Origin of the sequence: Streptomyces viridifaciens (assembly GCF_001888885.2) — a bacterium.
Lineage (GTDB): Bacteria > Actinomycetota > Actinomycetes > Streptomycetales > Streptomycetaceae > Kitasatospora > Kitasatospora aureofaciens.
On record NZ_CP090841.1, the window covers coordinates 148,057 to 172,611 of the forward strand.

Consider the following 24,555-nt stretch of genomic DNA (forward strand, 5'->3'; position numbering starts at 1 on the left):
GATTAGGGCCCTCCGGCCCTATCGACTCCGCCCGGCATCCGGCAGACTGCGACGAGAACTGCATGACCTGCCACTGGGGACAGGCATCGAGCACGGAGCGGTGATGGCGGACAACACGGCGGCGGCCGCAGGCGACCCGGTGAAGGTGTTCCTCCTGGACGACCACGAGGTCGTCCGACGAGGCGTGCACGACCTGCTGGACTCGGAGCCCGGTTTCACGGTCGTCGGCGAGGCCTCCACCGTGGCGCAGGCGCTCACCCGCGTTCCGGCGCTCAGGCCGGACGTCGCGGTCCTGGACATGCGGCTGCCCGACGGCGACGGCGTGACGGTCTGCCGTGAACTGCGTTCCCGGATGCCGGAGCTGGCCTGCCTGATCCTCACGTCCTTCGACGACGAGGAGGCGCTGCTCGACTCGATCATGGCCGGCGCCGCCGGCTACGTCCTCAAGCAGATCAGCGGCACCGACCTCGTCTCGGCGGTCCGCACGGTGGCCTCCGGCCAGTCCATGCTCGACCCCGGCGCCGCCACCCGGCTGATGGCCAGACTGCGCGGCGAGGCCGCTCAGCAGCCGTCCGACGGTCCGCACCTCACCGACCGCGAGCGGGAAATCCTCGCCTTGGTGGGCGAGGGCCTGACCAACCGGCAGATCGGCCAGCGTCTCTACCTCGCCGAGAAGACCGTCAAGAACCATATCTCCCGCCTGCTCGCCAAACTCGGCGTGGAACGCCGAGTCCAGGCGGCCATCATCGCCACCCAGGTACTGTCGGGCCGCAACCAGACGGGAGCCCGCACGGCCGTCTGAGCCCGGGGGGATGCCCCTGGGCCGACAGGCCCCCGGCACGGCAGGACCGCCAGAAGTCCTACGAGGGACCATCGGACCCTCGCAGGCCGACCGGCCTCCGCCGAGCATGGACGCCATGACAGCCGAATTCACTCCACTCGACGAGTCGCAGTGCCTGAAACTGCTGGGCGGGACAGCCGTCGGCCGCTTGGTCTACACCGTCGGCGCCCTACCCGCCGTGATGCCGGTCCGATACCGGATCGCGACCGACGGCAGCGTCCTGCTCCAGGCGAACGCCGGCTCCGAGATCGCCCGCGCCGTCACCGACGCGGTCGTCGCCTTCGAGGCGAGCGAGCTGAGCGAGACCGACGGCAGCGGGTGGAGCGTCACCGTGCTCGGCCGGGCCGACGTCACATCCGTCAGCGCGGCGAGCCATCCCGTTCCCGCCGCCGTGCCCGCCCCCGCGAAGTCGGCCGACCAGGTGACCGTCCGGATCCGTCCGGAACTGGTGTCCGGGCGTTCCCTGCCCGCTTCACCCGCGTGCGAGGTGTGACCCGCCCGCGGCCCCGTCAGCCCGCCTCACCGCAACGGGGCGGACCAGGTCAGTCGAGTACCGCCCTCCGCAGGGCTGATCAGCTCGAACCCGCCCCCGAGCCCTTCCGCCCGCTCGGCGAGATTGCGCAGGCCGCTGCGCCGCCCCTGCTCGGGAACGCCGACACCGTTGTCCTGCACCGTCAGCATGACCTGCTGCCCGGTGGCGCCCAGCACGACCTCCACCCGGTCCGCCTTCGCGTGCCGGGCCGCGTTGCTCAGCGCCTCCCCCAGGACGGCCACGACGTGTTCCGCGATCTCCGCCGGCACGTCGGTGTCCAGCAGACCCTCCATGCTCAGCCGGGGCGGGAAGCCCAGGACCGCCTGCGCCTGCTCGACGGCCCGCACGGCCCTGGCCCGCAGGCCCTGGCCGGAGCGCTCCTCGCGAGCGCGGAGCCCGAAGATCGTCGACCTGATGATCTTGATCGTCTCGTCCAGGTCGCCGACCGCACGGAGCACCCGGTCCGACGCGCCGGGGTGCGCGATGAAGCGGGCGGCACTTTGCAGCGTCATCCCGGTCGCGAAGAGCCGCTGGATGGCCAGGTCGTGCAGGTCGCGGGCGATCCGGTCGCGGTCTTCCAGCATCGCCAGCTGCTCGGCGTCCCGGCGGCGTTCCGCCAGCTCCAGGGCCAGCGCGGCCTGGTCGGCGAAGCCCAGCAGCGGGCCGATCTCGCGGTCGGTGAACTCGGGCGCGCCGGCCTCCCTGGCGAGCAGCAGCACACCGTCGATCTGCCCCTCGGCCCGGCCCAGAGGGACCGCGACCGCCGCACCGAGCCCCTCGAACCGGCGCGCCCCCGCCGACAGCCGCGGCTCACCGGCCAGATCCGCCGTGGTCACCGGCACGCCCGAAGCACAGGCTTCACCCGACAATGACCCCGCCAACGGCACGACCAGGCCCGTCCGGCCGACCGCGTCCCCACCAAGAGCCAGCTCCACCCGCACGGTGTCCGTCCCGGCCAGCGGCACGGAGACGTCGGCGAGGTCGGCGCCGGTGATCTCCCGGGCCCGCTGCGCGATCAGCTCCAGCACCTCCGAGCGCGAGCCCCCGGACAGCAGCGCGCGGGTGATCTCCGCGCTCGCGCTCAGCCAGCGCTGCTGGCGCTGAGCCTCCTCGTACAGCCGGGCGTTGTCGATCGCCACGCCGGCCGCGACCGCCAGGGTGGCGATCACGGACTCGTCGTCGGCGTCGAACTCCTCGCCGCCCCGCTTGTCCGTCAGGTAGAGGTTGCCGAAGACCTCGTCGCGCACCCGTACCGGTACGCCGAGGAAGGTTCGCATCACCGGGTGGTGCATCGGGCAGCCGTACGACGCGGGGTGCTCGGAGAGGTTCTCCAGTCGCAGTGACTCGGGGTTGCGGATCAGCTCTCCGAGGATGCCCCGGCCCGTTGGGTAGGGGCCGATCTTCGCGATCTCCTCCTCCGACAGGCCCACGGTCAGGAAGGCGGAGAGCGTCTCGCCGTCCGGCCCGATCACGCCGAGCGCCGCGTACTTCGCGTCCACCAGCACCGCCGCGGCTTCCACGATCCGCCGCAGCACCTGTGTCAGGTCCAGCTCGCGGCCGACCGACAGCACAGCCTCCAGGAGGCTGTGCACCCGGTCCCGAGTGCCGCGGGCCGCGTCGATCCGCGCCTGGAGCTCCTCCAGCAGTTCGTCCAGCCGCAGCTGCGGCATCCGAGACCGCACCCCGTCCCCACCCACGCGAGCCTCCTTCCGTCCTGGCTACCGGCCGGTCGATTGTCGCAGAAGCCCTCCCCGACAGTCCGGCTCTGCCCCGTCTCCGGTCCCGTAAGGCCCCCGGCCAGGGGAGGAACCGGCGCGGCCGATCGATGGGCCGTACCGACGAGATGCACCCGGCCTGCCGAACACCTCGATACAGGGACCACTGGCCCGCCCACTCGGGCCCGAACGGATCTGCCGCGTACCGCCCGGCACTTGATTGGCTCGGTGCGGCACGAGACCCCCGCCCCGAGGGCGAGCGCATGGCCGGGCAGGCCGCCATGGACGACAAGACTTCCAGGAGGTGGGTCTCGCAGTACAGGCGGTGCACCGATAAGTCGATCACGACCGCCCGACCGCCAACCGCCTCGCCCGCGACATGCCGTTCCTATCGAGAGTGCACCCAGTCCGACGACTGCCCGCACAACGGACGCGCCGCCGGCAAGTCATCCCTGGTCCGGGCAGTGATCCTCAGTAGATCCCCGCTGGCCTCCACGCGCTCGACCTGCACCACGGCCAGCCGCGGCAGCAGGTCCCCCGCCATGACACCACACCCGGACAGCGTCCCACCGCCAACCAAGCCACACCATAGGCGAGTTGAAGAGATCACCGGGATCACCGGTTACGAAAATCTTGTAAGAGCCGAAGACCGTACAGACCCTCAACGGCGCCCACCTCGTCCCACTCGTGCGCGATGGTGCCCGCTTCAAGCGCGGCCGGCTCGTCGAGCGGCCCGACTGCCGCCTGACGGCACGCGCTCCAAGCCGGACGGGTGCCTCGAAGCGGGGGCCGGCCGGAGCAGCGGCGTCAGCTGGTGCCCGCTGTGGCGGCGAAGGGCCCGTCCATGGCGGCCCATTGCAGCAGCAGGATGGTCTTGCCGTCGGTGATGACACCCAGCCCCGCCGCGTGCTGCGCCCGGGAGCGCCAGTGCGCGTCCGCGACGCCTTCGCGGACCGTCGGGCGTTCACGCCGGGCTGTCGCGGCCGTGGCGGGGAAGGCCGATGCCAGCCGCGAGTTCGGTTACGAGTCGCGTCGTGAGCGGCACGCGGATGCCGTGCCGTTCGGCAGCGCGCAGCACGGCTCCACCGATGGCGTCGAGTTCCAGCGCGTGGCCCGCCTCGGCGTCGCGCTGCATGGACGACTTGCTGTCGGCGGGGAACGCGTCATAGCGCTGAAGGACTTCGGAGACCACTGTCTGCCCGCCGCAGGCCCGGCTGACCGCAACGGTCTCCTCGACCAGAGCCGTCAGCTCGTCCCGCCGCTCGGACCGGATGCCGCCGATGGGCAGCCGATGGCGGGTGGTGAGCAGGGCGAAGGGGGCCAGGAAGGCCAGCTTCGCCCAGAGGACTTGGCGCTCGTCCGGAAGGACGCGGGTGGCCACACCGGCGCCGGTGAGCAGTTCGGCGAGCGGGGCGAGCTGCTCTTGGCGACCGACCAGGTCGATCTCGACGAACGGGCTGCCGTGCCTGATGACGCCCGGCGCGGTGCGGGCGGACTCCACGCGGACCACGGCCGGTACGACTCGCTCGTCCCCGTAGCCTGCCCGCAGGGCGTCGGTGTGCTCGACGCCGTTGAGCAGCGGCAGCAGCACACCGTTGGTGAGCCACTGTGGTGGGATGCGGTCGAGCGCAGCGCCGAGTGCGGTGTTCTTGACTGTCACCAGGCACAGGTCGACGGGCTCGCGCAGCACGGTGTTTACCTCGACCGCCCCGGTGAAGTCGCCGAACTGCCTGCTGCGGACACGGATACCGTCCTGGCGCAGCGGACAGACGGTCTCCTCGCGGGCGAGGCAGATCACACGGTGTCCGGCGCGGGAGAGCAGCGCGGCGAGCAGACCGCCGACTCCTCCGGGACCGAGCACGGCGATGGTCGCGCGGGACGGGATCAGGAGGGATTCGGCAGCGAACTGTCCGGAGTCGGGCATGGGTGGGGTTCCTCTCAGTTTGAGGCGCGGGACTGGTCGGGATCGGAGGAGTACTGGCCGAGCTGCCGTGAGCAGGCGTCCCACGCCGCGGCGGACAACAGGTCACGCGAGCTGAGGAACAAACGTTGCAGTGCCCGGCCGTAGCGTTCGGCCAGGTCGGCATTGTGTGCCAGCGCGTCGAGTTCGTTGGCAGCAGTGATTTCGAGGAAGGCGCGCATGTCCGGGTCCGGTGGCGTGTGGTCCCGGCCGGTGAAACGGTCGCGGAAGACGACCGGCCGGGCGCCGCCGAAACGTGGATACACGACGGCACGGTCACAGCTCGCGTACAGGTGAACCAGCGCCTCCGCCTGCTCGCTGATCAGGTCGAAGAGCACGGCGCGCTCGGTGATATCCAGCTGGGTGGACGAGTCCGGCAACCTTCACCAGGGAACAGGCCGGCAGGCGGGCGGGGTCCAGATGCTCGTCACGGATCCGGCGGAAGGCGTCCAGGTCGGCCAGATCGGTCAGGTAGACGGTCAGCTTGACCACGTCCTGCATCCGGGCGCCGGCTGCCCGCAGCGCGGTGGCCAGGTTGGTGAAGACCTGCCGAGTCTGGGCGGCGGCGTCGGACTCGCCCACGATTCGGCCTTCGGCGTCCGGGGGAATCTGGCCGGAGACGCGACCATGGGGCCGGCGAACGCCACCGCGTGGCTGAAGCCGTTGACGGGCGGACTGTCAAGGGGACGGACAAAGTGCTGCAAGGGATCTCCTACATCGTGATCGCGGTCGGAGTGGTCAGTGATGGAAGAGTCAGAGCCCGGTGCGTACGAGGGTGACGCCCAGTTCGCGGCAGGCGGCCCCCGGCCACAGCCGAGTTAGCGGGCAAGATGCGACCAGCGAGGGTGTGTCACGGGCACGGCATGGACGGCTTGCCGTGGGTTGGCGTCACGGCAGTCGTCACTGGAGCGGTGCGCGCGCCAACGCGGGTGCCTTCGTTCCGCGCGCCTCGGCTCGGGTGGCGGCGCGGTGGTCGCGCCAGGCCGGTACGACGGCAGTGAGCATCGCGGTGCCGGTCAGGGTGAAGGCCCAGGGGTAGCCGGTTCCTGCCGCGAGCCAGCCGAAGGCGACGGCGCCGGCGCCCATGCCCGCGTCGTAGGCGAAGTTCCACAGCGCGCTGATGGTGCCGTAGCCAGCGGTGGGCACGCGCGCGTACATCAGCGTCAGGGTGGCGTTCTGGATGATGCCGAAGCCGATCCCGAACACACCGACCGCGACGACGACGGCCAGCGGGCTGCGGGTCAGTGCCATCAGCAGCGTGCCAGCGGCCGACAGCAGCAGGCCAGGCAGCACCAGACCGGCGGAGCCATGCCGGTCCCCGTGCCGGCCGGCGAGCCAGCGGGCCAGCGTGGCCGCCGCGGGCTGGACGAACAGCGCCACGGCGACGAGGCCCGTGGCCGAAGCGGGGACGGCGAGCGGCAGGAATGTGACGACGATCCCGGCGGCGACGGCCGCGACGGCGAAGACCACGGCAGGGCGCCGTAGTCCGGCCGTGCGCAGGCCTTCAGAGATCCCGACCGGGCGTCCCGACGTGCGGATCCGGTCGGGCAGGCCGGGCACCGCGAGGATCGCGGCGAGCGCGACCACCGCCCCGGAAGTGAAGACCACGCCGTAGCCCATGTGCGCGGACAGCCACACACCCAGCGGCAACGCCACCAACGAGGGCACCCCGCTCACGATCCCGACCAGCGCCAGTCCCTCACCGCGCCGTTCGGCCGGGATGAGAGACGCGGTCAGCGCGCCGCCCGCCACCACGGTGAACGCGAAACCGAGTCCGCGCAGCAGGCAGACCGTGACGATCCACCACAGGTTCGGGGTGAACACCAGCGCCAGCGCCGGTGCGCCCAGCAGGCCCAGGCCGACGGCCAGGACGGCCCGGTAGCCGTAGCGGTTGACCAGGGCGGGCGTCGCGAGTTCGCCCACCACCGTCGCCAGCATCAGCGCGCCGGTGGCCAGCCCAGCCGTCCAGCCGCCCCCGCCGCCGGCCGTCGCGTAGCCGGGGACGACCGACAGCAGCAGGTAGAAGCTGGTCGAAGCGCCCAGGATGGACACGAAGCGCAGCAGCAGCGGCCGCGTCACCAGCGGCGGGCGTGGCGCGGGCGATGAAGGAGTCGAGTCGATCGTTTCGGTCACGGCAGGACGCTAAGCGGCCGACCGGATCGCCGGTAAGCTCCAGTTCCATGCCCCTGGAGTGGTCCAGTTCCCCGCCCGAGCTGTTGCTGGCCGTCGACCGGACCAGCGGCCAGCCGCTGCGCGCGCAGCTGGAGCACGGGCTGCGGGACGCGATCCGCGCCGGCCGCCTGCATGTCGGCGAACGGCTGCCGTCTTCCCGGGAACTCGCCCGCACGCTCGGCCTCTCACGCGGGCTGGTGCAGGAGTGCTACGCCCAACTCCTGGCCGAGGGCTACCTGGTGACCCGCCCCGGCTCCGCCACCCGGGTGGCGGCCGGCGCCGCAGCACCGCCCGGCGCAGCACGGCCGCGAAGCACCGCTTCGCACCTAGTGGCCGACTTCCGGTGGGGCGTACCGGACTTGGGCTCCTTCCCGGTCCAGGACTGGCTCTGGGCCATGCGCGAGGCGGCCCATGCCATGCCGACGGCAGAGTTCGACTACGGCGACCCGCGCGGCAGCGCGGGCCTCCGCGAGGTCCTCGCCGGATACCTGCGCCGGGTCCGCGCGGCTGCGGCCGACCCCGAGCACATCGTCGTCTGCAACGGCTACGCCCAGGGGCTTGGCCTCGCCCTGCGCGTCCTCGCGGACGGCGGCGCGCGGACGGTGGCCTTCGAGGACCCCGGCTCACCCGCCACCGTCCGCGACGCCGCCGCGGTGGCAGGGCTTCGGGCGATTCCCGTACCGGTCGACGAACACGGCATCGATGTAAGCGCGCTGGCGGCGACGGACGCGCGCGCCGTCGTGGTCACCCCCGCTCACCAGTGGCCCACCGGCGTCGCCCTCACCCCGGAGCGCCGACTGGCCCTGACCGAGTGGGCCAGGGACCGCGACGCGATCGTCATCGAGGACGACTACGACGCCGAATTCCGCTACGACCGGGAACCGGTCGGCGCGCTCCAGGGCCTGGCGCCAGACCGGGTCATCTCCCTCGGCACCGTCAGCAAGTCCCTCGCCCCGGCCCTGCGGATAGGCTGGATGGTCTGCCCGGCCGATCTGGTCGAACCGCTCACCGAGCGCAAGCACCGCAGCGACCGCGGCACGCCCACGCTCGACCAGCTCGCCCTGGCCAGGCTGATCGAGTCCGGGCGCTTCGACCGCCACCTGCGCCGCATGCGCGCCACCTACGCGGCCCGCCGCGCCGCCCTGCTCGCCGCGCTCGCCGAGCACGCCCCCGAGCTGCCGGTCACCGGTCTCGCGGCCGGCTTCCACGCCGTCGCCCACCTGCCCGCCGGCGCAGACGAGCACCACATCGTCACCGCCGCCCGCGCCAGGTCCGTCGGCCTCTACGGCATCAGCACCTGCCGTGCCTCACGCACCATTACGCCCGCACAACTCGTCCTCGGCTTCGGCAACGTCGGCGAGCGAGCCATCACCGAGGGCATCGCGGCGGTCGGCCACCTGCTCACCGGTCGGCCGTAGCGTGCCGGCCCCGTGGCCCACACCGCCGACTTCGACCGCGTGCTAGCGTTTCGGCCCGGGACGGCACATCGAGGGCACGTTGCTGACTGGACGAGCACCAGGTCCGGCACTTCACCTTCGCAGGTCAGAGTACTTTTCGAACCGTCGCGGGGGCGCTGAGGTCCCAGTTGGTGAGGACGAACCAGGAGCCGTCCGAGGGCCACCAGTGCGCGGGGAACTGTCTGCCCTCCGGCCAGGCGTCGTAGTGGGCCACGGCCTCGTCCAGTCGGCCGCGATGGGCCGTCACCGGCCGCAGGAGGTCCTCGATCGCGGCCGAGGCGAAGCGGCAGTCCGTCGCCTGCCCGTCGGCACTGTGCCGGGCCAGCACCTCCACCAGCCGTACGAGGCAGTCACGGTCCGGCTCCCCGATCCGCGGGAGCTCGACCTCGCCGACGAGGGCAACCGGATCCCGGAACACCAGATACGACAGGGTGAACGGCCAATCGGCGAGGCGCCGCCCGGATCCGGCCAGCGCCTCGGCCCAGCGCACCGGCCGCCCGTCCACTCGCAGGGTGTGCAGCACCCAGCAGCGGTCGGCGAAGCCCTGCCCGGGCCCGGCCGGCCCGTCCGGCTCGTAACCGAGGACGGCCTCGCCCGACTCCAGCAGCGGGCGCAGCCCGTCCAACTGGTCCTCGTCCGGTATCCGTTCCACGGGCCGCACCTTTCCTCCGGTCCGGAACCGCGGCCGCGAAAAACCGGTACTCCGTGTCAATGCGTCCGGGTGAGGATAGCCGTCATGACGGACGAAGAAGCCGGCGAGCCGCTCGGCCACGGGTCGTTGCCGATGTCGCCCGGCAGACGGCGCACGGCCTTCAACGCCTATGTCGCCCGCTACCCCTGCCCCGCCCGTGGAGGTTCCGACGCCATGACCAGCTCCGAACTCGGCCGCTTCTACGACGACTTCGCCCGCGACTACCACCTGCTCTACGCCGACTGGGACGCCTCGCTCGCCCGTCAGGGCGGCGCGCTGGACGCCCTGATCCGCGCACGCCTGGGCGAGGCCCCCGCCGAGGTGCTGGACTGCGCGTGCGGCATCGGCACCCAGGCGATCGGCCTGGCCGCGCTCGGCCACGCGGTCACCGGCACCGATCTCAGCCCGGTCGCTGTCGCCCGGGCCGCCGCCGAGGCCGCCGGGCGCGGGCTGCGGCTGCCCGCGGCTGCCGCCGACATGCGCCGGCTTCCCTTCCCGGACGGGCGCTTCGACGTCGTGGTGTGCGCCGACAACGCGCTGCCCCACCTGCTCACAGCCGAGGACGTCCGCGCCGCGCTGGGCGAGATGCGCCGGGTCCTGCGACCGGGCGGGCTGCTGCTGGTCTCCACCCGGCCGTACGACCGGCTGCGCCGCGACCGCCCGGCCTCCACCCCGCCGCAGACCGCCGAGCGGGACGGCCGGCGGTCGGTCGTCTTCCAGCTCTGGCACTGGCGGGAGGACGGTGAGCACTACGACCTGGAGCTGTTCCAGCTGCTGCCGGACGACGCCGCGCAGTGGCGGGTCACGGTCCGTCGCTCCAGCTACTGGGCGCTCGGCCAGGCGCAGTTGAGCTCCTTCGCCGCAGAGGCGGGCCTCGTCGGGGCCGACTGGGAGCAGCCCGACGCCACCGGTTTCTTCCAGCCCCTCCTGATCGCCCGGGCGCCCTGACCTGCCGATCCTTCCCCGCGCAGCCCCGCCGGCCTGCCCCTCACGGGACGGCGGGGTGTTTTTGCGCCCTTCATTTTGCCGGTCCGTGTTACTTTTTACTCATGCGAGTAAATCCTCAGGACGCCGCGGCTCCGGAGAGCGGCCGGACCTTCGTCACCGACGCCCGGCGTGCCCAGATCGTCACCGCGGCGATCGAGACCGTCGCGGAACTCGGTTACGCGCGGGCCTCGTTCGCGCAGATCGCCAAGCGGGCCGGGCTGTCCAGCGTGCGGCTGATCTCCTACCACTTCGACGACAAGGGGGACCTCTTCCAGGCCCTGGTCGACACCGTCCAGGAGCAGGCGCGGGTCGCCATGCAGCCGCGCATCCGCGCCCAGCACGAACCCGCCGCGATGCTGGCCGCCTACATCGAGGCCAACCTCGACTTCCTGGCGGAACACCCCGTCGAGGTGCGGGCGCTGGTGGACGTCCTCGCCAACGCCCGCCGGGAGGACGGCACTCCGCTGGTCAGCGCGGCCGGCTTCGACACCCCCGTCGCCCTGCTCGTGCAGCACCTGCGGGACGGCCAGCGCAGCGGCGCCTTCCGGCCCTTCGACGCGGAGGCCATGGCCATGGCGATCCGCGCCTCGATCGACGCGGCCGCCAACCGGCTCGCCGTGGGCGACGACTTCGACCCGCGTGCCTACGGGCGCGAACTGGTCACCCTGTTCGGCCTCGCCACCGCGAACGGCGGCGCGTCATGACCGTCCGCACCGCTCCGCGCCGGACCGCCGGCCTCTTACCCCTGCTGCTCGACCTCGTCCTGCCGCTCGGGGTCTACTACGGGCTGCGCCTCGCCGGCGTCGACCAGTGGTGGTCCCTGCTCTGGTCGGCCGCGGTGTCGGCGGCCACCGTCGTCGTCCGCCTGATCCGCACCCGCCGCGTGGACTTCCTCGCCCTGCTGATCCTCAGCATGATCGGGCTCGGGCTCCTCCTCTCCACGCTCACCGGCGACCCTCGCACCCTGCTGGTCCGCGAGGCCTGGACCGGCATGCTCGGCGGACTGATCGGCGTCTGGCTGCTCGCCTCCGTCGGCTACGGACGACCGGCCCTGATGGTCCTCTTCCGCTCGTTCGTGCAGGTCAAAGCGGGCGAGGACGGGCTGCGCGCCTGGGAGGGGCGCTGGCACCAGGACGCCGCCTTCCGCCGCGGACTCCGGGTGCTCACCACGGTCTGGGGCGCGGCCAGCCTGCTCAACGCCCTCGCCCAGCTCGTCTTCGCCCATCTGCTGCCGGTCGACGCCGCGCCAGCCGCCATGCAGGCCTGCTGGCCGGTCATCGCCGTGCCGCTGTTCCTCTTCCACCTCGCCTACACCAAGCGCCACGGCCTGCGCGCCTGAGCGGGACGGACCCTCCCTCGACCGACGCCCCGCCCCGGGGGTCGACCGGCGGCGGACGGAACTCGAGGCCGCTGCCGCTCGCCAGTCCACGCGCCCACCGGGCACCGGGCCACCGGGCTCACCCGTGCGGAAACGCCGGGTGCCCGGCCCGCTCCTCGGGAGCGGGCCGGGCACCGGAACGGAGCGGACGGTCAGCCCTGGCTGTCGTCGTCCTCGGACAGCTCGTTCGGGTTGATCGACCAGATGCCTCGGCCGAAGGTGGCGGCGTAGAGGCGCCCGTCGGGGCCGGTCTTCAGCTGCGCCACCGCGGTGGTGGGCAGGTTGCGGCCGAGGACGGAGAAGTTCCTCTCTCCCGGCGCGCGGTAGAAGGCGGCGAGGTCGGTGCCGAGGGCGAGGCCGCCGTTCGGCAGGAGCTTGACCGAAGTCGCGGGGACGTCGGGCAGGTTGGCCGAGACGTCGGTCCAGGTGGCGCCGCCGTCACGGGTCTCGAAGAGGTGGCCGTTGCCCGCGCCGGGGCCCTCGGTCCAGGTCCGCGAGAAGCCGTTGATCGCGACGAAGACGTGCTGGGCGTCGTTCTGGTCCACCGCGAAGGAGGAGATGTAGCGGTTGGGCACGGTGCCGTCGACGGGCAGGTTGAGCTGGTGCCAGCCGGTGCCGTCGGTGTTGCCGACCGCGATGCCCCGGCTGAAGCCCTGGTTGTTGCACGGGCCGCACCAGCCCGCGTACACCGTACCGTTGACGGTGGCCACGGCGGTGGCGACGTGCCCGGCGCCCAGGTCGTAGGCGGAGGTCCACTCGTTGCCGCTGCGGATCGCGTACCCCTTGTGCTGCACCCAGACGTGCCGGCCGCCGGCCACCCAGGTGTTGGTGTCCTTGGGGTCACTGGTCATCGGGGCGATGAACCTGGCGGCGCTGGAGTCCTTGTCCGGCGGGGCGACCTCGTAGGAGGTGGCCTTGCTCGGGTCCTTCGTCCAACTGCCGTCGTTCACGGCGCAGTTCTGGGTGACCCACATGTCGAGGTAGACGTACTCCTCGGCGATGTTGCAGCCGTTGGCCGGGTCGACCATGGTGTCGCCGCCGTCGCCGCCGAAGTTGGAGCCCATCACCTTGTCGTGGGCGCGCAGGATCGACTCACCGTTGTCCTGCAACCCACCGCTGACGATGACGCCCTTGCCGGACTTGTCGGCCGGGTCCTTGCCGACGCCGACCGAGTAGTACTGCAGGGTGTCCATGGTGCCGTCGTTCAGCGACGTCCAGTCCTTGCCGTGACCCCAGGCGTCCAACTGCCCGTTGCCCGGCCGGCGGTAGATGCCGCCGTCGTTGCCGACGTAGACGTTCACCTTGCCCTGGTAGCTGCCGAAGGCGACGGCGTGCTGGTCGGAGTGCACGGTCGGCGAGCAGTCACCGGTCTGCTTCGTCGGGTCGATGCTCCAGCACGGGAAGCCGTTGTTCCAGTACGGCCCGACGGTCGCCCACTTGGCACCGCCGTCGGTGGTCTCGAAGACCTCCTCCAGACCGGCGTAGACGTGGTCCGGGTTTGCCGGGTCGACCTGGAGCGACTGGTTGTACCAGGACTGGATGCCGGGCTGGTAACCCGGGTCCTGAAGCGCGGAGCCGGAGCCCTTCAGCTTGTCCTTGTCCGCGATCAGCACCCAAGGCCCGTACGGGGATCCGGACTTGGAGACGTAGATGCCCTTGAGGCCGGTGTCCGGGTTGTGCGCGGCGACGTCCGGCGACTGGTCGATCGCGTAGTAGCGCGAGCCGTCCGCCGAGCGCGCGAAGGTGACGTTGCCGACGTTCGCGGCGTCCGTCGGCAGATCGCCGAGCGAGGAGACCCGCTGCCAACTGCCGTCCGCGGCCTTGCCGTAGAAACCGTTGTAGGTGTCACCGCCACGCCAGCCGACCGCCAGGATCACCTTGGACGGGTCCCTGGGGTCGATCGCGATGTCGTTGGCGATGTTCTTGTACGGCGCGCTCGCGTCCTTGGCCTTCGAACCGCCCGGCAGGTAGTCCGGGTTGGGTGCGAACTCCAGCTTCCACGGGCCGGACAGATCCGACGTCGAGTGGCTCCAGACCCCGCGGCTGGTGGCCGCCCATACCTTGCCACCGCCGAAGCGCAGCGCGTGGATGATGGTCGACTCCAGCTCCGACCCGCCCACCCGGTTGCCCGGCTGGAACTTGCCGTGCTGGGGATCGGCCAGCACGTACACGCCGGTGCCGACGTACGAGGTGGCGCCGGTGTTGGACTCGCCGGTGGCGTACCAGAGCCGCCCGCCCTCGTCCAGATTCAGCGTGCCCGTCGACAGGGTCGGCAGCTTGTCGGCGATCGGCTCCCAGTGCCCGCCGCCCGTGCGGGAGCGGAACACGCCGCCGTTGGCGCCGCCCGCGTAGACGTAGCCGTTGCTGTCCGCCGCGATACCGGTGATCCGGCCGGTCACCAGCCCGGCGCCGCCGCTGGAGTTGGAGTTGACGTCCCGGTAGCGCGGGTCGTCCGAGTTGTACGGCTCGTCGGTGACGTGCTTCCAGTCGCCGTCCGTGTGCGGCATCGACTGGAGCTGCGACCAGGCCGCACCGTACGCACCCGGCGCGACGACGCCCGGCGCGGTGCGCGCCTCGGTGTACTGGGCCACGCCCTCGGCGGAGTTCTCCGCCTCGTCGCCACCGTCCCCGGCCCCCGAGTCGGCCTTGGGGCTGAAGGTCGACCGGGTGGTGGTGGCCCCGGTCTTCTTCGCGTGCTGCTTGCCGATGTCCGCCTGGTGCCGCACCTGCCAGGGCTGCGGTGCGGACGGCGCCGACGGCGCGGCGAGCGCCTGGCTGGTGGTCAGTCCGAGGGCGGTGAGCGTGACGGCGCTCAGCAGCAGCCGTCGGTGTTGCCTGATGGGCACGAGTGCGGTCCTCCCCTGTGGCCGGCCGCGCGGTCACGCGGCCCCGGCGAAACAGGGGGCCAAGCCTGCTCGGTGCGCTCCGTCGGGGGAAGGTCCCTACGGTAAGAAACGGTTAAGACCCTTACCGTCTACAACAGTTGGCATTCACGGAATGCCCGACACCCGCCACAATCCGATGTCCGGTCATCCCCGCCCCGGCCACGGACGCGAGCGCTGCCGCAGCCACCGTCGCAGCCGCAACCACCGCCGGAGCGCACGCGCCGAGGCGACCGGGTCGAACTCTCCCGGCCGCTCCCGGGTCAACGGGTAGCAGGCGAGGCCGATCAGGACTGCGCTGAGGTGGCCGATGCCCGTGTAGTCCCGGCCCTGGTGGAGGCCGAGGACGTACACGGCCAGCACCCCCGCCAGGTACAGGTACCGCCAGGGCCGCACGACCAGGTAGGTGAGCACCCCGACCACCCCGGCGAGCGCGTAACTGACGCCGTAGTCGAGCGTGTAGACCGCCTTCGGCGCCGCCAGGCCCCGGTGGATCGCCCAGCCGAGGACGCCTTCGCTGAGGTAGGTCGCGCCGACGTGTGCCAGCACCGCCACCGAGAGCCAGCGCAGCGTGCCCAGCCAGCGCTCGGCGGGTACGTGGAAGAGGTTGTAGAGCGCGAAGTAGCCCAGCCAGCCGCCGCCCGCGATCCACAGCGCACTGGTCGCCAGCACCCGGACCGGTGAGACCTGGAGGTGGTGCAGATTGGTCGAGCGGCGCTCCAGGATGCGGTCCGCGGTCGCCGCGTCGACGTGCCGGATCACCTCCGTGGTGGCCAGCAGGATCGCCAGCCAGATGTAGGTGCCGGGAGCCCGCCGGACGTAGCGCCACACCGCCCGGGCCGCCCGCGCCCACCAGGCCCCCCGGCACGCCCGCGGCACCCTGGTGGCGCTGCCGCTCATCGGCGCCTCCTCGACGGTCCCGACGGTCCCCCTCACCCTCGCCCGCACCGGCCTCCGCCCGCCGCCGCGACGACCCGTACGGGTGATCCCGCCCCGCCTCCGCTTCGACCTCCGGCCCCTGCTCCGCCCGCCTCCGGGCACCGCCGAGGGTACCGGCCGAGGACCGTCGCCACGGCGGCCCTCGGGAACTGGCATAGGCTGGTTCTCCGGCCGCCCGTGGAGCCGCCGGGCACCGGACACCGCACAGCGAGGGCGCCAGCCACGATGAGGGACCGCCTCGGAACGACCAGGCCGACCGACACCGACCCCACCGACGCCGGCCCGGCGGCTGCCGCCCGGCGTCCGGTCTCCGGAGCCTCCGCCGGGGCTCCCTCCAGAACGGCCGCCCTGAGAGCGAACGCCACCGCGACGGCCGTCCGTCTGCGGCTCACCACGGTCTACGTCCTTCTGCTGACCGCCGTCGCCTCCTGGCTCGCCACCCAGGGCCACGCGGAGCGGGCCCGGTTCGTCCGGCACAACAGCAGCAACGTCCACCACATGGAAGTCGGCAAGTGGTGGTCGCTGTTCACCAGTGGTCTGGTGGTCGACGGCGTCCCGGCCTGGGCGGGCATCGCCGCCGTCGCCGCGGTCCTGGGCCTGGCCGAGTGGCGCTGGGGCCCGACCCGTGCGGGCGCGGTCTTCGCCTTCGGGCACGTGGGCGCGACCCTGCTCACCGAGGGTGCCATGTGGGTGATGCTGGTCGCCCGGATCCCGGGCGCGCTCTCCCGCGCGCGGGACGTGGGGATCAGTTACGGACTGGTCGCCACCGCCGGCTGCCTGCTGGCCCTGGGCCCGCCCGCGCTGCGCCGGTACGGCCTGCCGGCCCTCGCCCTGGCACTGGCCGGAGCCTGGGCGGCGGACCAGCAACTGGCGGACGCCGGGCACCTGGTGGCCCTCGGGCTGGGCGTTCTCGCCTCCCACTCGCCCTGGCTGCTGGCCCGCGCCGCCCGCCCGCACCCCGGGAGAACGCCACCGCCGCGGCCGCACCGCCAGGGACCGCACCGCCGAGAACCGAGCCGAACCCCCTGACCACGCCGCCACCGCACCCCACCGCACCGCCGCAGCGCCGCAGCGCCGCAGCACGGACGGGCCGGACCCCATCCCCGGGAGTCCGGCCCGTCCCACATTCGGCCCCCAACCCCCCTGCCGATCCTCCGACTTGGCCCGTCCACCGGGCGGCCCAGAACGCCTTCCCAAGCGACCGCCCCGACCGACGCGTTCGTATGCTCTTGCGGTACTCTGCAAATCTATGCCAGAGTGCGGGCATCGGATCAATCAGGCCGAATCCCCTCACACGTCGCTAAATCAGGAGCCCGCGCCGCGCGGGTGGGTCAAGGGTGCATGCATGTCGAAGGTCTTGAGCAAGCTGCCGGTCGGTGAACGGATCGGCATCGCATTCTCCGGTGGGTTGGACACCTCCGTCGCGGTCGCGTGGATGCGCGAGCACGGCGCCGTCCCCTACGCCTACACGGCCGACATCGGCCAGTACGACGAGCCGAACCTCGCCGACGTCCCGGCCCGCGGCCGCGCGTACGGCGCCGAGCAGGCCCGCCTGATCGACTGCCGGGCCCCGCTGGTCGAGGAGGGCCTGGCCGCCCTCGCCTGCGGCGCCTTCCACATCCGCTCCGCCGGGCAGACCTACTTCAACACCACCCCGCTCGGCCGCGCCGTGACCGGCACCCTGCTGGTGCGGGCCATGCAGGAGGACGGCGTATCCATCTGGGGCGACGGTTCCACCTACAAGGGCAACGACATCGAGCGGTTCTACCGCTACGGCCTGCTGGCCAACCCCAACCTGCGGATCTACAAGCCGTGGCTGGACCAGGCGTTCGTCGACCAGCTCGGCGGCCGCAAGGAGATGTCCGAGTGGCTCGCCGAGCGCGACCTGCCGTACCGGGACTCCGCCGAGAAGGCCTACTCCACCGACGCCAACATCTGGGGCGCCACCCACGAGGCCAAGCGGCTGGAGTTCCTGGACGCCTCACTGGAGATCGTCGCCCCGATCATGGGTGTCGCCTTCTGGGACCCGGCCGTCGAGATCCAGACCGAGGACGTCACGGTCGAGTTCGAGTTCGGCCGCCCGGTCCGGATCAACGGCCGTGAGTTCGGCGACGCCGTCGAGCTGGTGCACGAGGCCAACCGGATCGGCGGGCGGCACGGCCTGGGCATGTCGGACCAGATCGAGAACCGGATCATCGAGGCCAAGAGCCGCGGCATCTACGAGGCCCCCGGCATGGCGCTGCTGCACATCGCCTACGAGCGCCTGCTGAACGCGATCCACAACGAGGACACCATCGCCACCTACCACACCCAGGGCCGGCGCCTCGGCCGCCTGATGTACGAGGGCCGCTGGTTCGACCCGCAGGCGCTGATGCTGCGCGACAGCCTGCAGAAGTGGGTCGGCCAGGCCGTCACCGGCAGCGTCACGCTGCGGCTGCGGCGCGGCCAGGACTACTCGGTGATCGACACCCAGGGCCCGCACTTCAGCTACCACCCGGAGAAGCTGTCGATGGAGCGCAGCGTCGACGCCGCGTTCGTCCCGGACGACCGGATCGGCCAGCTGACCATGCGCAACCTGGACATCGCGGACTCCCGCAGCAAGCTGGAGCTGTACGCGGGCCACGGCCAGCTGGCGCAGTGGAGCGGCCTGATCGGCGAGCTCGCCCCGGGCGGCGCGGCGCCGATCGCCGCGGGCAACGGCCACGAGGCGGAGTCCACCGCGCTGGACCACGCGGCGATCGAGTCCGGGACCGACTGATCGGGCGCCGCCCGTTCCAGCCGGTCCCGGGGGCCGCCGCACCGGTGCGGTGCGGCGGCCCCCGGCCGTTCCTCCGCAGCCGACCCTCACCCGAACGGCCGACCCGGTCGTGCGCCCCGCCCCCGGACGTAGCTGAATGGCGGACGGCGCCCGCCGACGGGAAGGCAGGTCCGGGGATGGGTGAGGCGGTCGGTCCGGTGCTGGCCTCGGCGGTGGCGGTCGCGCTCAGTCCGCTGCCGTTGATCGCCGTGCTCCTGATCCTCGCCTCGCCACGCGGCCGACCCAACGGGCTCGCGTTCACCGCGGGCTGGGTGCTCGGCCTGGCAGTGGTCGTGGCGCCGGTGCTGGTGGCGGGCAGCGCGCTGAACCCGGCGGACGGCGCTCCGACCTGGTGCTCCTGGCTGAAGCTCGTCCTCGGCGCCGCACTGCTCCTGCTGGCGGCCGAGCAGTGGCGCGACCGTCCCCGCCCCGGGCACGTCACCGCGCCCCCGGCCTGGCTGCTGGGGATCGATCGCCTGACCCCCATCAGGTCCGCCGGGCTCGCCGCGGCGCTGGTCGTGTCCCCTCCCAGGACCCTGCTCCCGGCCGTCGGCGGGGCCGCCTCGATCGCCGCCGCCCGGCCCGCCCCCGGGGCGATGGCCGTGGCCGCCGCCGTCCTGGTGCTGATCGGCTCGCTGGGCACCCTCCTGCCACTCGCCGTCCAGCTCCGGGGTGCCGACCGCTCGGTCCGCGCCCTCGGCGAGTGGCGCGCCTGGACGGCCGCGCACAATGCGGCGATCATGACTGCCGTCCCGATCGTGCTCGGCGCCGACTACCTCGGCAGCGCCCTCTCCGGACTCACATAGGGCCGGTACGGACTCGCACGGGGCCTGCCCGCTCCCCCTCAGCGGATCCGCGTCACCCCCCGCCCCCGCACCGCCCGGACGCCCAGAGGCCCGGCGTCGGCGGCCCCCGTCCGGGCCGCCACCGCCTCCCGAAGGGTCAGCAGGATCTCCCCGTCGTACCGTTCCGCCAGCAGCCGGGCCAGCTCGGCGGCGCAGCCCGGACGGGCCTGCGGGGCCAACTCCGGCAGCCGGCCCGGGGCGCTGAGGTCCTCGGCCTCGGCTGCCCAGCGGGCCGCGTCGCGCAGCTCGCCCTCGGCGGCGTAGTGCACGGCCAGGCAGTGGACGGCCAGTTGGTCGCCGTACTGGGCGGCGATCCGCCACCAGAAGACCGCGTCCGCCGTACGGCCCATGCCGTAGAGCAGGCAGCCGAGGGTCCGGAAGGCGGCCTTCTCGGCGAGTTCGAGGTCCAGCGCCAGCTCTCCCGGCTCCGCCGCTCCGGCCACTCCCGCGCACAGGTGCCGCAGGTCGCGCCGCAGTTCGGAGCGCCCGGCGGTCCGGGGGTGGTCCCCGGCCGCGAGGGCGTGCGGCGGCCGGGCGACGGTGGGCGGCCGGGCGGGGCGCTCACGCCCGGCCGGGACGGCCCGCCGGGCGTCGGCCAGCCGCTCGGCCAGCCGACGGGTGAAGGCCGCCGGATCGTGGTCGCGGAACTCCTGGTGCAGTTCGGCGGCGTGCGCGTGCAGCAGCGCGGCGACCTTCATGTGGCCTGCCCGCCGTCGTCCGGGTGCTCCAGCAGGTACTCCAGGTGGCGCCGCCCGAGGCTGTAGTAGGTGCGGGCGGTGGTGTGCGCGATGCCGAGCGACCGGCCGATGTCGGGGTACGACAGGCCCGACTGGCGCAGCCGGACCACGTCGGCCTGGATCGGCGCGGCCCGCGCGAGCTCGTCCATCGCCCAGTCCAGGGCGTCCAGCTCGGCGAGTTCCTCCAGCTCGTCCTGGCTGGTGTCGGGGCGGCGCTGGGCGATCACCCGGAGCCGCTTGCGCTCGGCTCGGCGGCGTTCGCGCAGGACGTCGATCACCGCGTCCTTGACGATCTTGAAGGCGAAGGCCTGCGGGTCCTCGCTGGCCAGGGCGCGGCGCCAGTTCTTGTAGAGCGTGGTGCCGGCGTTCTGCACGGCGTCCTGGGCGTCCTCGCGGTGGCGCAGACGCTGCTGGGCGTAGCGGAGGTAGCCGGTGTTCTCGCGGGTGAAGAACGCCTCGAAGTCGTTCGGCAGGTCGTCGAGCGGGTCGGCCCGCAGGCTCCGCTCCTCGCCCGGCCCGGGAGTGTTCACACGCGCCCCCTTCATGGGTCAGCTGGCCGGCCCACCGGGTGGCACGCCGACGGCCCTCTGGGGGCTCGTGGTGTAACCGTCCGGGAGGCGCGGGTTGTTGACCGGATCGGGCGGACAATTGGCGAAGATTTCCGTTCACTTTCGAACAGCGCCGCTGACCTGCCCGTTCGCACTCGCGGACCGACACCCGACCGGCCGCACGTGACCCAGATCACACCTCGCTGGCGACCGGCTTGACAAGCCCTGCGGCGCCCCCGCCACGATCGGCGCCCGCCACGGCCACGGCTACGGCGCCAGCTCCACGTCCGCCGAGTCCAGCGCGACGGTCACCCGGTCCAGCAGCTCCCGCAGCGCCGCCAGGTCCTCGACCGGCAGCCCGGTCGCGGCGAGCAGCCGGCGCGGCACCTGTCCGGCACGCCCGCGCAGCGCCGACCCCTCGGCGGTGAGGGTGACGGTGACCGACCGCTCGTCCTCCTGACTGCGCTCCCGGCGCACCAGTCCGGCCGTCTCCAGTCGCTTGAGCAGCGGGGAGAGGGTGCCGGAGTCGAGCCGCAGGCGCTCGCCGATCCGCTTGACGGGCAGCTCGCCGTCCTCCCAGAGCACCAGCATGACCAGGTACTGCGGATAGGTCAGTCCGAGATCCCGGAGCAGGACCCGGTAGACGCCGCCGAAGGCGCGCGAGGCCGCGTTGAGCGAGAAGCAGATCTGCTGGTCGAGGCGGAGCAGTTCCTCGTCCGCCATGCCGGGGAGCGTGGTCATGACCCCATGGTACCGATCACAGTTACGCAATTGAGTTGTGCGCAATTGAATGGCGTGCTCTACTTATGGAGCGGTCGGCAGCCGGACCTCGACCGAGGGCCCGACCGCCGCCGAAGCACGACCACTCCGCACGCCCCCGCGCACCTCCACGCACCACGGACCGCGCACCACGAAGGGACCTACCATGGACGCGCTCTACACCGCAGTCGCCACCGCCAACGGCCGCGAGGGCCGCGCCGTCAGCTCGGACGGTCAGCTCGACCTCGCCCTCGCGATGCCGCCCGCGCTCGGCGGCAGCGGCCAGGGCACCAACCCCGAGCAGCTGTTCGCGGCCGGCTACGCCGCCTGCTTCGCCAGCGCCCTCGGCCTGGTCGGCCGGCAGGCCCGGGTGGACACCAGCGAGGTCTCGGTGACCGCCGAGGTGTCCATCGGCAAGGACGACGCCGGCTTCGGCCTGTCCGTCGTGCTCCGCGTCGAGCTGCCCGACGCGCTCGCGGGCGAGAGCGGCCTGCAGCTGGTCAAGCAGGCGCACGAGGTCTGCCCGTACTCCCGCGCCACCCGGGGCAACATCCCGGTCGAGCTGGTCGTCGAGTAACGGGCAGGACAGGGGCGATCGCGCACCGAGGCCCGCCGCACTCCGCGTGCGGCGGGCCTCGCCCGCCCCTCCGAAGCCCCGGCCGACCCCGGTCAGCCCGCGCTCGGCCCACCTACCCCGCTGGGGCCATCCGGCCCACCAGCCTCTCCAGGCCCACTCGTCCCGCTCGGCCCGTCCGGCGAGCGCAGCGTCTCCCGGCGGTGCCGGTACTCCTCCGCGTCGATCTCGCCCCGCGCGAACCGCTCCGCGAGCAGTTGCTCCGGAGTCGGGCCGTGCGCCCAGCCGTGCGGCGCGCCGGGCCCGACACCCACGGCGCCGGGGCCGTGCGCGATCGGTTGCCGCGAGCGGAAGACGTACCGGAACAGTGCGACGGCCAGGAGCACCAGCACCACCAGGACGATCAGCGTGACGATCGCCATGACGGCGATGCCCCAGCCGCCCGGCCCTCCGTATCCGGGCCCGAAGCCGTGCCCGTGCCAGTGCCTCATCAGGACCTCCTCCTCCGACCTGCCGGGCCCGCCGAGGTGCTCGGCACCGGGACCACCCTGGGTGCCGTGAGGGCCGACCGCCGTACAGCAGGGCTGCCGCGCCGCCCGGGGTGATCAGCGCCTTATCACCATCGTGCGCCCGCGACCGGTCAAAGCGCCGTGAAGAAAGCCTGAGAAAACGTTCCTGCAATGCCACCCCGTTCACCGGGGTAGCGTTGCCGCCCATGAGCCACCACCCACCCGACGACCACCGCTCCCCCGAGCAGCTCGTCGCGGCCGGAGTGCTCCGCCGCCACGCCGACGGCCGCCCCCACCCGGCGCTCAACCACTCCCCGATCGCCTACGTGTCCACCGCGCTCTGGGCCGAACTCGCCGCCCTGACCATCGCCCCCAGCGCCGCCGAGGCGACCGCCGCCGCCCTGCTGCGCGCACTCGCCGACCGCGCCGTGGACGCCGCGCTGGCCCCCGGCAACGAAAGCGCTCCGCGCGACGACCTGTACGTCACCGACCCCGCGCACATCGGCCCGCACCGCCGGGCGGTCTGGTTCCAGCGCTCCGGCCCGGGCGGCCCGGTCACCGCAGCCTTCGCCCCCTGAGGCGCACCCTGCGGAGCCCCTGCCGAGCCCCCGTCAGCGCTCGACCGTCAGGCTGTGGCAGACCCAGCTCAACCGCTCCGGCCCGCCGAACGGCGGCCGCTCGTGGTAGGTACCGTCCGACACCGACAGGTTGACGATCAGGTAAGCGTGCCAACCGGCCCCGACGCCGTGCAGGTCCGCGTAGACCAGCTCGTCCTGGACGTACCAGTCCACCGAGTTCGCGCCGAGCACCACCCGCATACCGAAGCTCGCACCGGGGCCGATCCCGACGCCACCCCCGTGCCAGTAACGGAAGCCTCCCCGCACGTGGTTGGAGATCTCCAGCAGGTCCGGGTTGTCCGGGTGGTACTCGAAGAAGTCCACTTCGTTGCCGCCGTCCCGCCAGGTCCAGATCGCCGGCCAGGCGCCCACCTCGCGGGGCAGCGTGACCCGCGTCGCGAGCACGTCCCCGGTGCGGACCTGGAAGCCCTCCGGACTGCCCTCGGTGGTCAGCAGGTTGCACGTCCAGAGCCCGCCGGTGCGGCGCCGTACGGCGGTGAACACCCCGCCGGGGCAGTACTCGTTGCTCAGGTAGTCGAGTTTGTGGTCGCTCCGGTTGGTCGGCCCCATCCGGGGGTACGCACTGCTGCGCCCGGCGATCCACTGCCTGGTCGAAGTGAAGTCAGCGTCGAACACGACCGCCACGGCCGCCTCCCCATTGCTCCGGCGCCCCGGCAGCCTCGAACCGCCGGGCACACAGGGTGAGTTCCCCGATACGCTCCGCAGTATGCGAACCGGTCCTCCGCAGTCCGGGGCGAGTTGGGACGAGCGGGACGAGCGGGGTGAACGGAGCAGCCGGGGAGGCCGGGGCTGCCTGGGCTCGCGTGGCCGCCGGGGCGACCGGACGATCAGCCGATCGACGCGGTGGCACCCCCGGCCTGGAGCCGGTCGGTCACCGAGACCACCCCGTCCACCGCGCGGCACAGGTTCAACACGATCGGTACCAGGTGCGCCTCGGGCACGCTGCCGCTGAGCACCACCCGGCCCTGGTCGACCTCCACCCCGATCTCGGCCGGGCTCACCCCGTCGATCCGGCCGAGCACCTCCTCGACGATCTCCCGCCGGATCACCCGGTCCTCGCGCAGGAACACCCGCAGCAGGTCCCCGCGGCTCACCATCCCGATGACCCGCCCCTCCTCGTCCAGCACGGGCAGCCGCTTCAGCCCGTGCCGGCTCATCAGCCGGGCCGCCGCCACCACACTGGTGTCGGGCGTGGTGCACACAGGCTGGGCCGTCATCAGGTCCGCTGCGGTGACCTCGCCGCCGTGACCCACCTGCGCCGACTCGGGCGCGGGCAGCAGGCTGGCCGGGTCCTCCTGCGCGGCCAGCGTGCGCAGCAGGTCCGCCTCCGACACCAGCCCGAGCGGCCGTCCGTCCGGGTCCACTACCGGCACCCCGGTGATGTCGTACTCGGTCATCAGCGTGACGATCTCCCGGAACCCGGTCTCGGGGGCGACCCGGACCACGGGGCTGGTCATCACAGATTCGACGGTGGCATGCGGCACGCCGGTTCACCTCGTCCAACGATGCTGGTCCGACCGGGCGCGGATCGTCCGGGCCGGTACCGGAAGCATGGCCTCCGGCCGCGCGGATCGCCAGAGGCCAAGGGGCCGAA

The 24,555-nt window shown here is 72.7% G+C and carries 24 protein-coding genes and 1 pseudogene; 11 read left to right on the forward strand and 14 right to left on the reverse strand.

Annotated features, from left to right (window positions below; genetic code table 11):
* Window positions 1–103 precede the first annotated feature (103 nt).
* Window positions 104–802 carry a response regulator gene (locus tag BOQ63_RS08200; RefSeq protein WP_072656185.1) on the forward strand — a complete coding sequence of 233 codons (699 nt, stop codon included), beginning with the start codon at window positions 104–106 and terminating at the stop codon, window positions 800–802.
* Between the two features lie 115 nt (window positions 803–917).
* Window positions 918–1,334, forward strand: a complete 417-nt coding sequence (locus BOQ63_RS08205; RefSeq protein WP_072653956.1) for a pyridoxamine 5'-phosphate oxidase family protein — start codon at window positions 918–920, stop codon at window positions 1,332–1,334.
* A 26-nt stretch (window positions 1,335–1,360) separates the two neighbouring features.
* Here BOQ63_RS08205 and BOQ63_RS08210 read toward each other — a convergent pair whose 3' ends face one another.
* The 5 genes and pseudogenes from BOQ63_RS08210 to BOQ63_RS08230 form a co-directional block, all read right to left on the reverse strand.
* Window positions 1,361–3,043 (reverse strand): GAF domain-containing sensor histidine kinase, encoded by a 1,683-nt coding sequence (locus BOQ63_RS08210; RefSeq protein ID WP_072653957.1) that lies wholly within the window; start codon window positions 3,041–3,043, stop codon window positions 1,361–1,363.
* A 1,009-nt stretch (window positions 3,044–4,052) separates the two neighbouring features.
* Window positions 4,053–5,012, reverse strand: coding sequence for a ketopantoate reductase family protein (locus BOQ63_RS08215; RefSeq protein ID WP_046386613.1), 960 nt, complete (start codon window positions 5,010–5,012; stop codon window positions 4,053–4,055).
* Between the two features lie 14 nt (window positions 5,013–5,026).
* Window positions 5,027–5,386, reverse strand: a complete 360-nt coding sequence (locus BOQ63_RS08220) for a hypothetical protein (protein WP_191093530.1) — start codon at window positions 5,384–5,386, stop codon at window positions 5,027–5,029.
* Window positions 5,325–5,695: pseudogene (locus BOQ63_RS08225) on the reverse strand (RidA family protein). Before BOQ63_RS08225 ends, BOQ63_RS08220 begins: the two are co-directional and overlap by 62 nt.
* 253 nt (window positions 5,696–5,948) lie before the next feature.
* Window positions 5,949–7,181, reverse strand: a complete 1,233-nt coding sequence (locus BOQ63_RS08230) for an MFS transporter (RefSeq protein WP_072653958.1) — start codon at window positions 7,179–7,181, stop codon at window positions 5,949–5,951.
* Window positions 7,182–7,228: 47 nt separating this feature from the next.
* Between BOQ63_RS08230 and pdxR the strand changes: the two genes are divergently transcribed.
* Window positions 7,229–8,638 carry a MocR-like pyridoxine biosynthesis transcription factor PdxR gene (pdxR, locus tag BOQ63_RS08235; RefSeq protein WP_030553008.1) on the forward strand — a complete coding sequence of 470 codons (1,410 nt, stop codon included), beginning with the start codon at window positions 7,229–7,231 and terminating at the stop codon, window positions 8,636–8,638.
* Between the two features lie 124 nt (window positions 8,639–8,762).
* Here pdxR and BOQ63_RS08240 read toward each other — a convergent pair whose 3' ends face one another.
* Window positions 8,763–9,329: a hypothetical protein gene (locus tag BOQ63_RS08240; protein WP_030553009.1), complete on the reverse strand. Its 567-nt coding sequence runs from the start codon at window positions 9,327–9,329 to the stop codon at window positions 8,763–8,765.
* A 213-nt stretch (window positions 9,330–9,542) separates the two neighbouring features.
* Between BOQ63_RS08240 and BOQ63_RS08245 the strand changes: the two genes are divergently transcribed.
* The 3 genes from BOQ63_RS08245 (at window position 9,543) to BOQ63_RS08255 (ending at window position 11,694) form a co-directional block, all read left to right on the forward strand.
* Window positions 9,543–10,316, forward strand: coding sequence for a class I SAM-dependent methyltransferase (locus tag BOQ63_RS08245; protein WP_030284610.1), 774 nt, complete (start codon window positions 9,543–9,545; stop codon window positions 10,314–10,316).
* A gap of 101 nt (window positions 10,317–10,417) precedes the next feature.
* On the forward strand, window positions 10,418–11,059 hold the full coding sequence (locus BOQ63_RS08250; protein WP_030284607.1) for a TetR/AcrR family transcriptional regulator: 642 nt from the start codon (window positions 10,418–10,420) through the stop codon (window positions 11,057–11,059).
* Window positions 11,056–11,694, forward strand: a complete 639-nt coding sequence (locus BOQ63_RS08255; RefSeq protein ID WP_072653959.1) for a VC0807 family protein — start codon at window positions 11,056–11,058, stop codon at window positions 11,692–11,694. The genes BOQ63_RS08250 and BOQ63_RS08255 overlap by 4 nt, the downstream gene beginning before the upstream one ends.
* Before the next feature lie 191 nt (window positions 11,695–11,885).
* Here the strand turns inward: BOQ63_RS08255 and BOQ63_RS08260 are convergent, their stop codons facing one another.
* Complete coding sequence (locus BOQ63_RS08260; RefSeq protein WP_030284604.1) at window positions 11,886–14,579, reverse strand: hypothetical protein; 2,694 nt, start codon at window positions 14,577–14,579, stop codon at window positions 11,886–11,888.
* Window positions 14,580–14,762: 183 nt separating this feature from the next.
* A complete protein-coding gene (locus BOQ63_RS08265; protein ID WP_046386610.1) occupies window positions 14,763–15,515 on the reverse strand; it encodes a rhomboid-like protein in 753 nt (250 codons plus the stop codon).
* Between the two features lie 264 nt (window positions 15,516–15,779).
* Here BOQ63_RS08265 and BOQ63_RS08270 point away from each other — a divergent pair, with 264 nt between their 5' ends.
* From BOQ63_RS08270 to BOQ63_RS08280, 3 genes are all read left to right on the forward strand, one after another.
* Window positions 15,780–16,583 carry a rhomboid-like protein gene (locus BOQ63_RS08270; protein WP_079183522.1) on the forward strand — a complete coding sequence of 268 codons (804 nt, stop codon included), beginning with the start codon at window positions 15,780–15,782 and terminating at the stop codon, window positions 16,581–16,583.
* A gap of 316 nt (window positions 16,584–16,899) precedes the next feature.
* Window positions 16,900–18,312, forward strand: a complete 1,413-nt coding sequence (gene argG / locus BOQ63_RS08275; protein ID WP_030284597.1) for an argininosuccinate synthase — start codon at window positions 16,900–16,902, stop codon at window positions 18,310–18,312.
* 176 nt (window positions 18,313–18,488) lie between these two features.
* Window positions 18,489–19,157, forward strand: coding sequence for a GAP family protein (locus BOQ63_RS08280; RefSeq protein ID WP_030284595.1), 669 nt, complete (start codon window positions 18,489–18,491; stop codon window positions 19,155–19,157).
* A 38-nt stretch (window positions 19,158–19,195) separates the two neighbouring features.
* Here BOQ63_RS08280 and BOQ63_RS08285 read toward each other — a convergent pair whose 3' ends face one another.
* The 3 genes from BOQ63_RS08285 to BOQ63_RS08295 form a co-directional block, all read right to left on the reverse strand.
* Window positions 19,196–19,894, reverse strand: coding sequence for a hypothetical protein (locus tag BOQ63_RS08285; RefSeq protein WP_150475746.1), 699 nt, complete (start codon window positions 19,892–19,894; stop codon window positions 19,196–19,198).
* Window positions 19,891–20,463: an RNA polymerase sigma factor gene (locus BOQ63_RS08290; protein WP_050366341.1), complete on the reverse strand. Its 573-nt coding sequence runs from the start codon at window positions 20,461–20,463 to the stop codon at window positions 19,891–19,893. Before BOQ63_RS08290 ends, BOQ63_RS08285 begins: the two co-directional genes overlap by 4 nt.
* A gap of 285 nt (window positions 20,464–20,748) precedes the next feature.
* Window positions 20,749–21,222, reverse strand: a complete 474-nt coding sequence (locus BOQ63_RS08295; RefSeq protein ID WP_072653961.1) for a MarR family winged helix-turn-helix transcriptional regulator — start codon at window positions 21,220–21,222, stop codon at window positions 20,749–20,751.
* 184 nt (window positions 21,223–21,406) lie between these two features.
* Here BOQ63_RS08295 and BOQ63_RS08300 point away from each other — a divergent pair, with 184 nt between their 5' ends.
* On the forward strand, window positions 21,407–21,817 hold the full coding sequence (locus BOQ63_RS08300) for an organic hydroperoxide resistance protein (protein WP_030284587.1): 411 nt from the start codon (window positions 21,407–21,409) through the stop codon (window positions 21,815–21,817).
* A gap of 92 nt (window positions 21,818–21,909) precedes the next feature.
* Here BOQ63_RS08300 and BOQ63_RS08305 read toward each other — a convergent pair whose 3' ends face one another.
* The gene (locus BOQ63_RS08305; RefSeq protein ID WP_072653962.1) at window positions 21,910–22,305 is read right to left on the reverse strand and encodes an SHOCT domain-containing protein; all 396 of its coding nucleotides are present in this window, start codon (window positions 22,303–22,305) and stop codon (window positions 21,910–21,912) included.
* A gap of 224 nt (window positions 22,306–22,529) precedes the next feature.
* Between BOQ63_RS08305 and BOQ63_RS08310 the strand changes: the two genes are divergently transcribed.
* On the forward strand, window positions 22,530–22,901 hold the full coding sequence (locus BOQ63_RS08310) for a hypothetical protein (protein ID WP_072653963.1): 372 nt from the start codon (window positions 22,530–22,532) through the stop codon (window positions 22,899–22,901).
* A 33-nt stretch (window positions 22,902–22,934) separates the two neighbouring features.
* Here the strand turns inward: BOQ63_RS08310 and BOQ63_RS08315 are convergent, their stop codons facing one another.
* Window positions 22,935–23,585: a LamG domain-containing protein gene (locus BOQ63_RS08315; RefSeq protein ID WP_030553024.1), complete on the reverse strand. Its 651-nt coding sequence runs from the start codon at window positions 23,583–23,585 to the stop codon at window positions 22,935–22,937.
* Window positions 23,586–23,788: 203 nt separating this feature from the next.
* A complete protein-coding gene (locus tag BOQ63_RS08320) occupies window positions 23,789–24,418 on the reverse strand; it encodes a CBS domain-containing protein (RefSeq protein ID WP_030284578.1) in 630 nt (209 codons plus the stop codon).
* Between the last annotated feature and the right edge of the window lie 137 nt (window positions 24,419–24,555).

Coding starts and splice junctions, on each gene's coding strand:
- BOQ63_RS08200 (WP_072656185.1), top strand. CDS start 104: ATGGCGGACAACACGGCGGCGGCCGCAGGCGACCCGGTGAAGGTGTTC.
- BOQ63_RS08215 (WP_046386613.1), bottom strand. CDS start 5,012: ATGCCCGACTCCGGACAGTTCGCTGCCGAATCCCTCCTGATCCCGTCC.
- pdxR (WP_030553008.1), top strand. CDS start 7,229: ATGCCCCTGGAGTGGTCCAGTTCCCCGCCCGAGCTGTTGCTGGCCGTC.
- BOQ63_RS08280 (WP_030284595.1), top strand. CDS start 18,489: ATGGGTGAGGCGGTCGGTCCGGTGCTGGCCTCGGCGGTGGCGGTCGCG.
- BOQ63_RS08305 (WP_072653962.1), bottom strand. CDS start 22,305: ATGAGGCACTGGCACGGGCACGGCTTCGGGCCCGGATACGGAGGGCCG.
- BOQ63_RS08285 (WP_150475746.1), bottom strand. CDS start 19,894: ATGAAGGTCGCCGCGCTGCTGCACGCGCACGCCGCCGAACTGCACCAG.
- BOQ63_RS08245 (WP_030284610.1), top strand. CDS start 9,543: ATGACCAGCTCCGAACTCGGCCGCTTCTACGACGACTTCGCCCGCGAC.
- BOQ63_RS08320 (WP_030284578.1), bottom strand. CDS start 24,418: ATGACCAGCCCCGTGGTCCGGGTCGCCCCCGAGACCGGGTTCCGGGAG.
- argG (WP_030284597.1), top strand. CDS start 16,900: ATGTCGAAGGTCTTGAGCAAGCTGCCGGTCGGTGAACGGATCGGCATC.
- BOQ63_RS08295 (WP_072653961.1), bottom strand. CDS start 21,222: ATGACCACGCTCCCCGGCATGGCGGACGAGGAACTGCTCCGCCTCGAC.
- BOQ63_RS08310 (WP_072653963.1), top strand. CDS start 22,530: ATGAGCCACCACCCACCCGACGACCACCGCTCCCCCGAGCAGCTCGTC.
- BOQ63_RS08265 (WP_046386610.1), bottom strand. CDS start 15,515: ATGAGCGGCAGCGCCACCAGGGTGCCGCGGGCGTGCCGGGGGGCCTGG.
- BOQ63_RS08250 (WP_030284607.1), top strand. CDS start 10,418: ATGCGAGTAAATCCTCAGGACGCCGCGGCTCCGGAGAGCGGCCGGACC.
- BOQ63_RS08205 (WP_072653956.1), top strand. CDS start 918: ATGACAGCCGAATTCACTCCACTCGACGAGTCGCAGTGCCTGAAACTG.
- BOQ63_RS08210 (WP_072653957.1), bottom strand. CDS start 3,043: ATGCCGCAGCTGCGGCTGGACGAACTGCTGGAGGAGCTCCAGGCGCGG.
- BOQ63_RS08255 (WP_072653959.1), top strand. CDS start 11,056: ATGACCGTCCGCACCGCTCCGCGCCGGACCGCCGGCCTCTTACCCCTG.
- BOQ63_RS08270 (WP_079183522.1), top strand. CDS start 15,780: ATGAGGGACCGCCTCGGAACGACCAGGCCGACCGACACCGACCCCACC.
- BOQ63_RS08300 (WP_030284587.1), top strand. CDS start 21,407: ATGGACGCGCTCTACACCGCAGTCGCCACCGCCAACGGCCGCGAGGGC.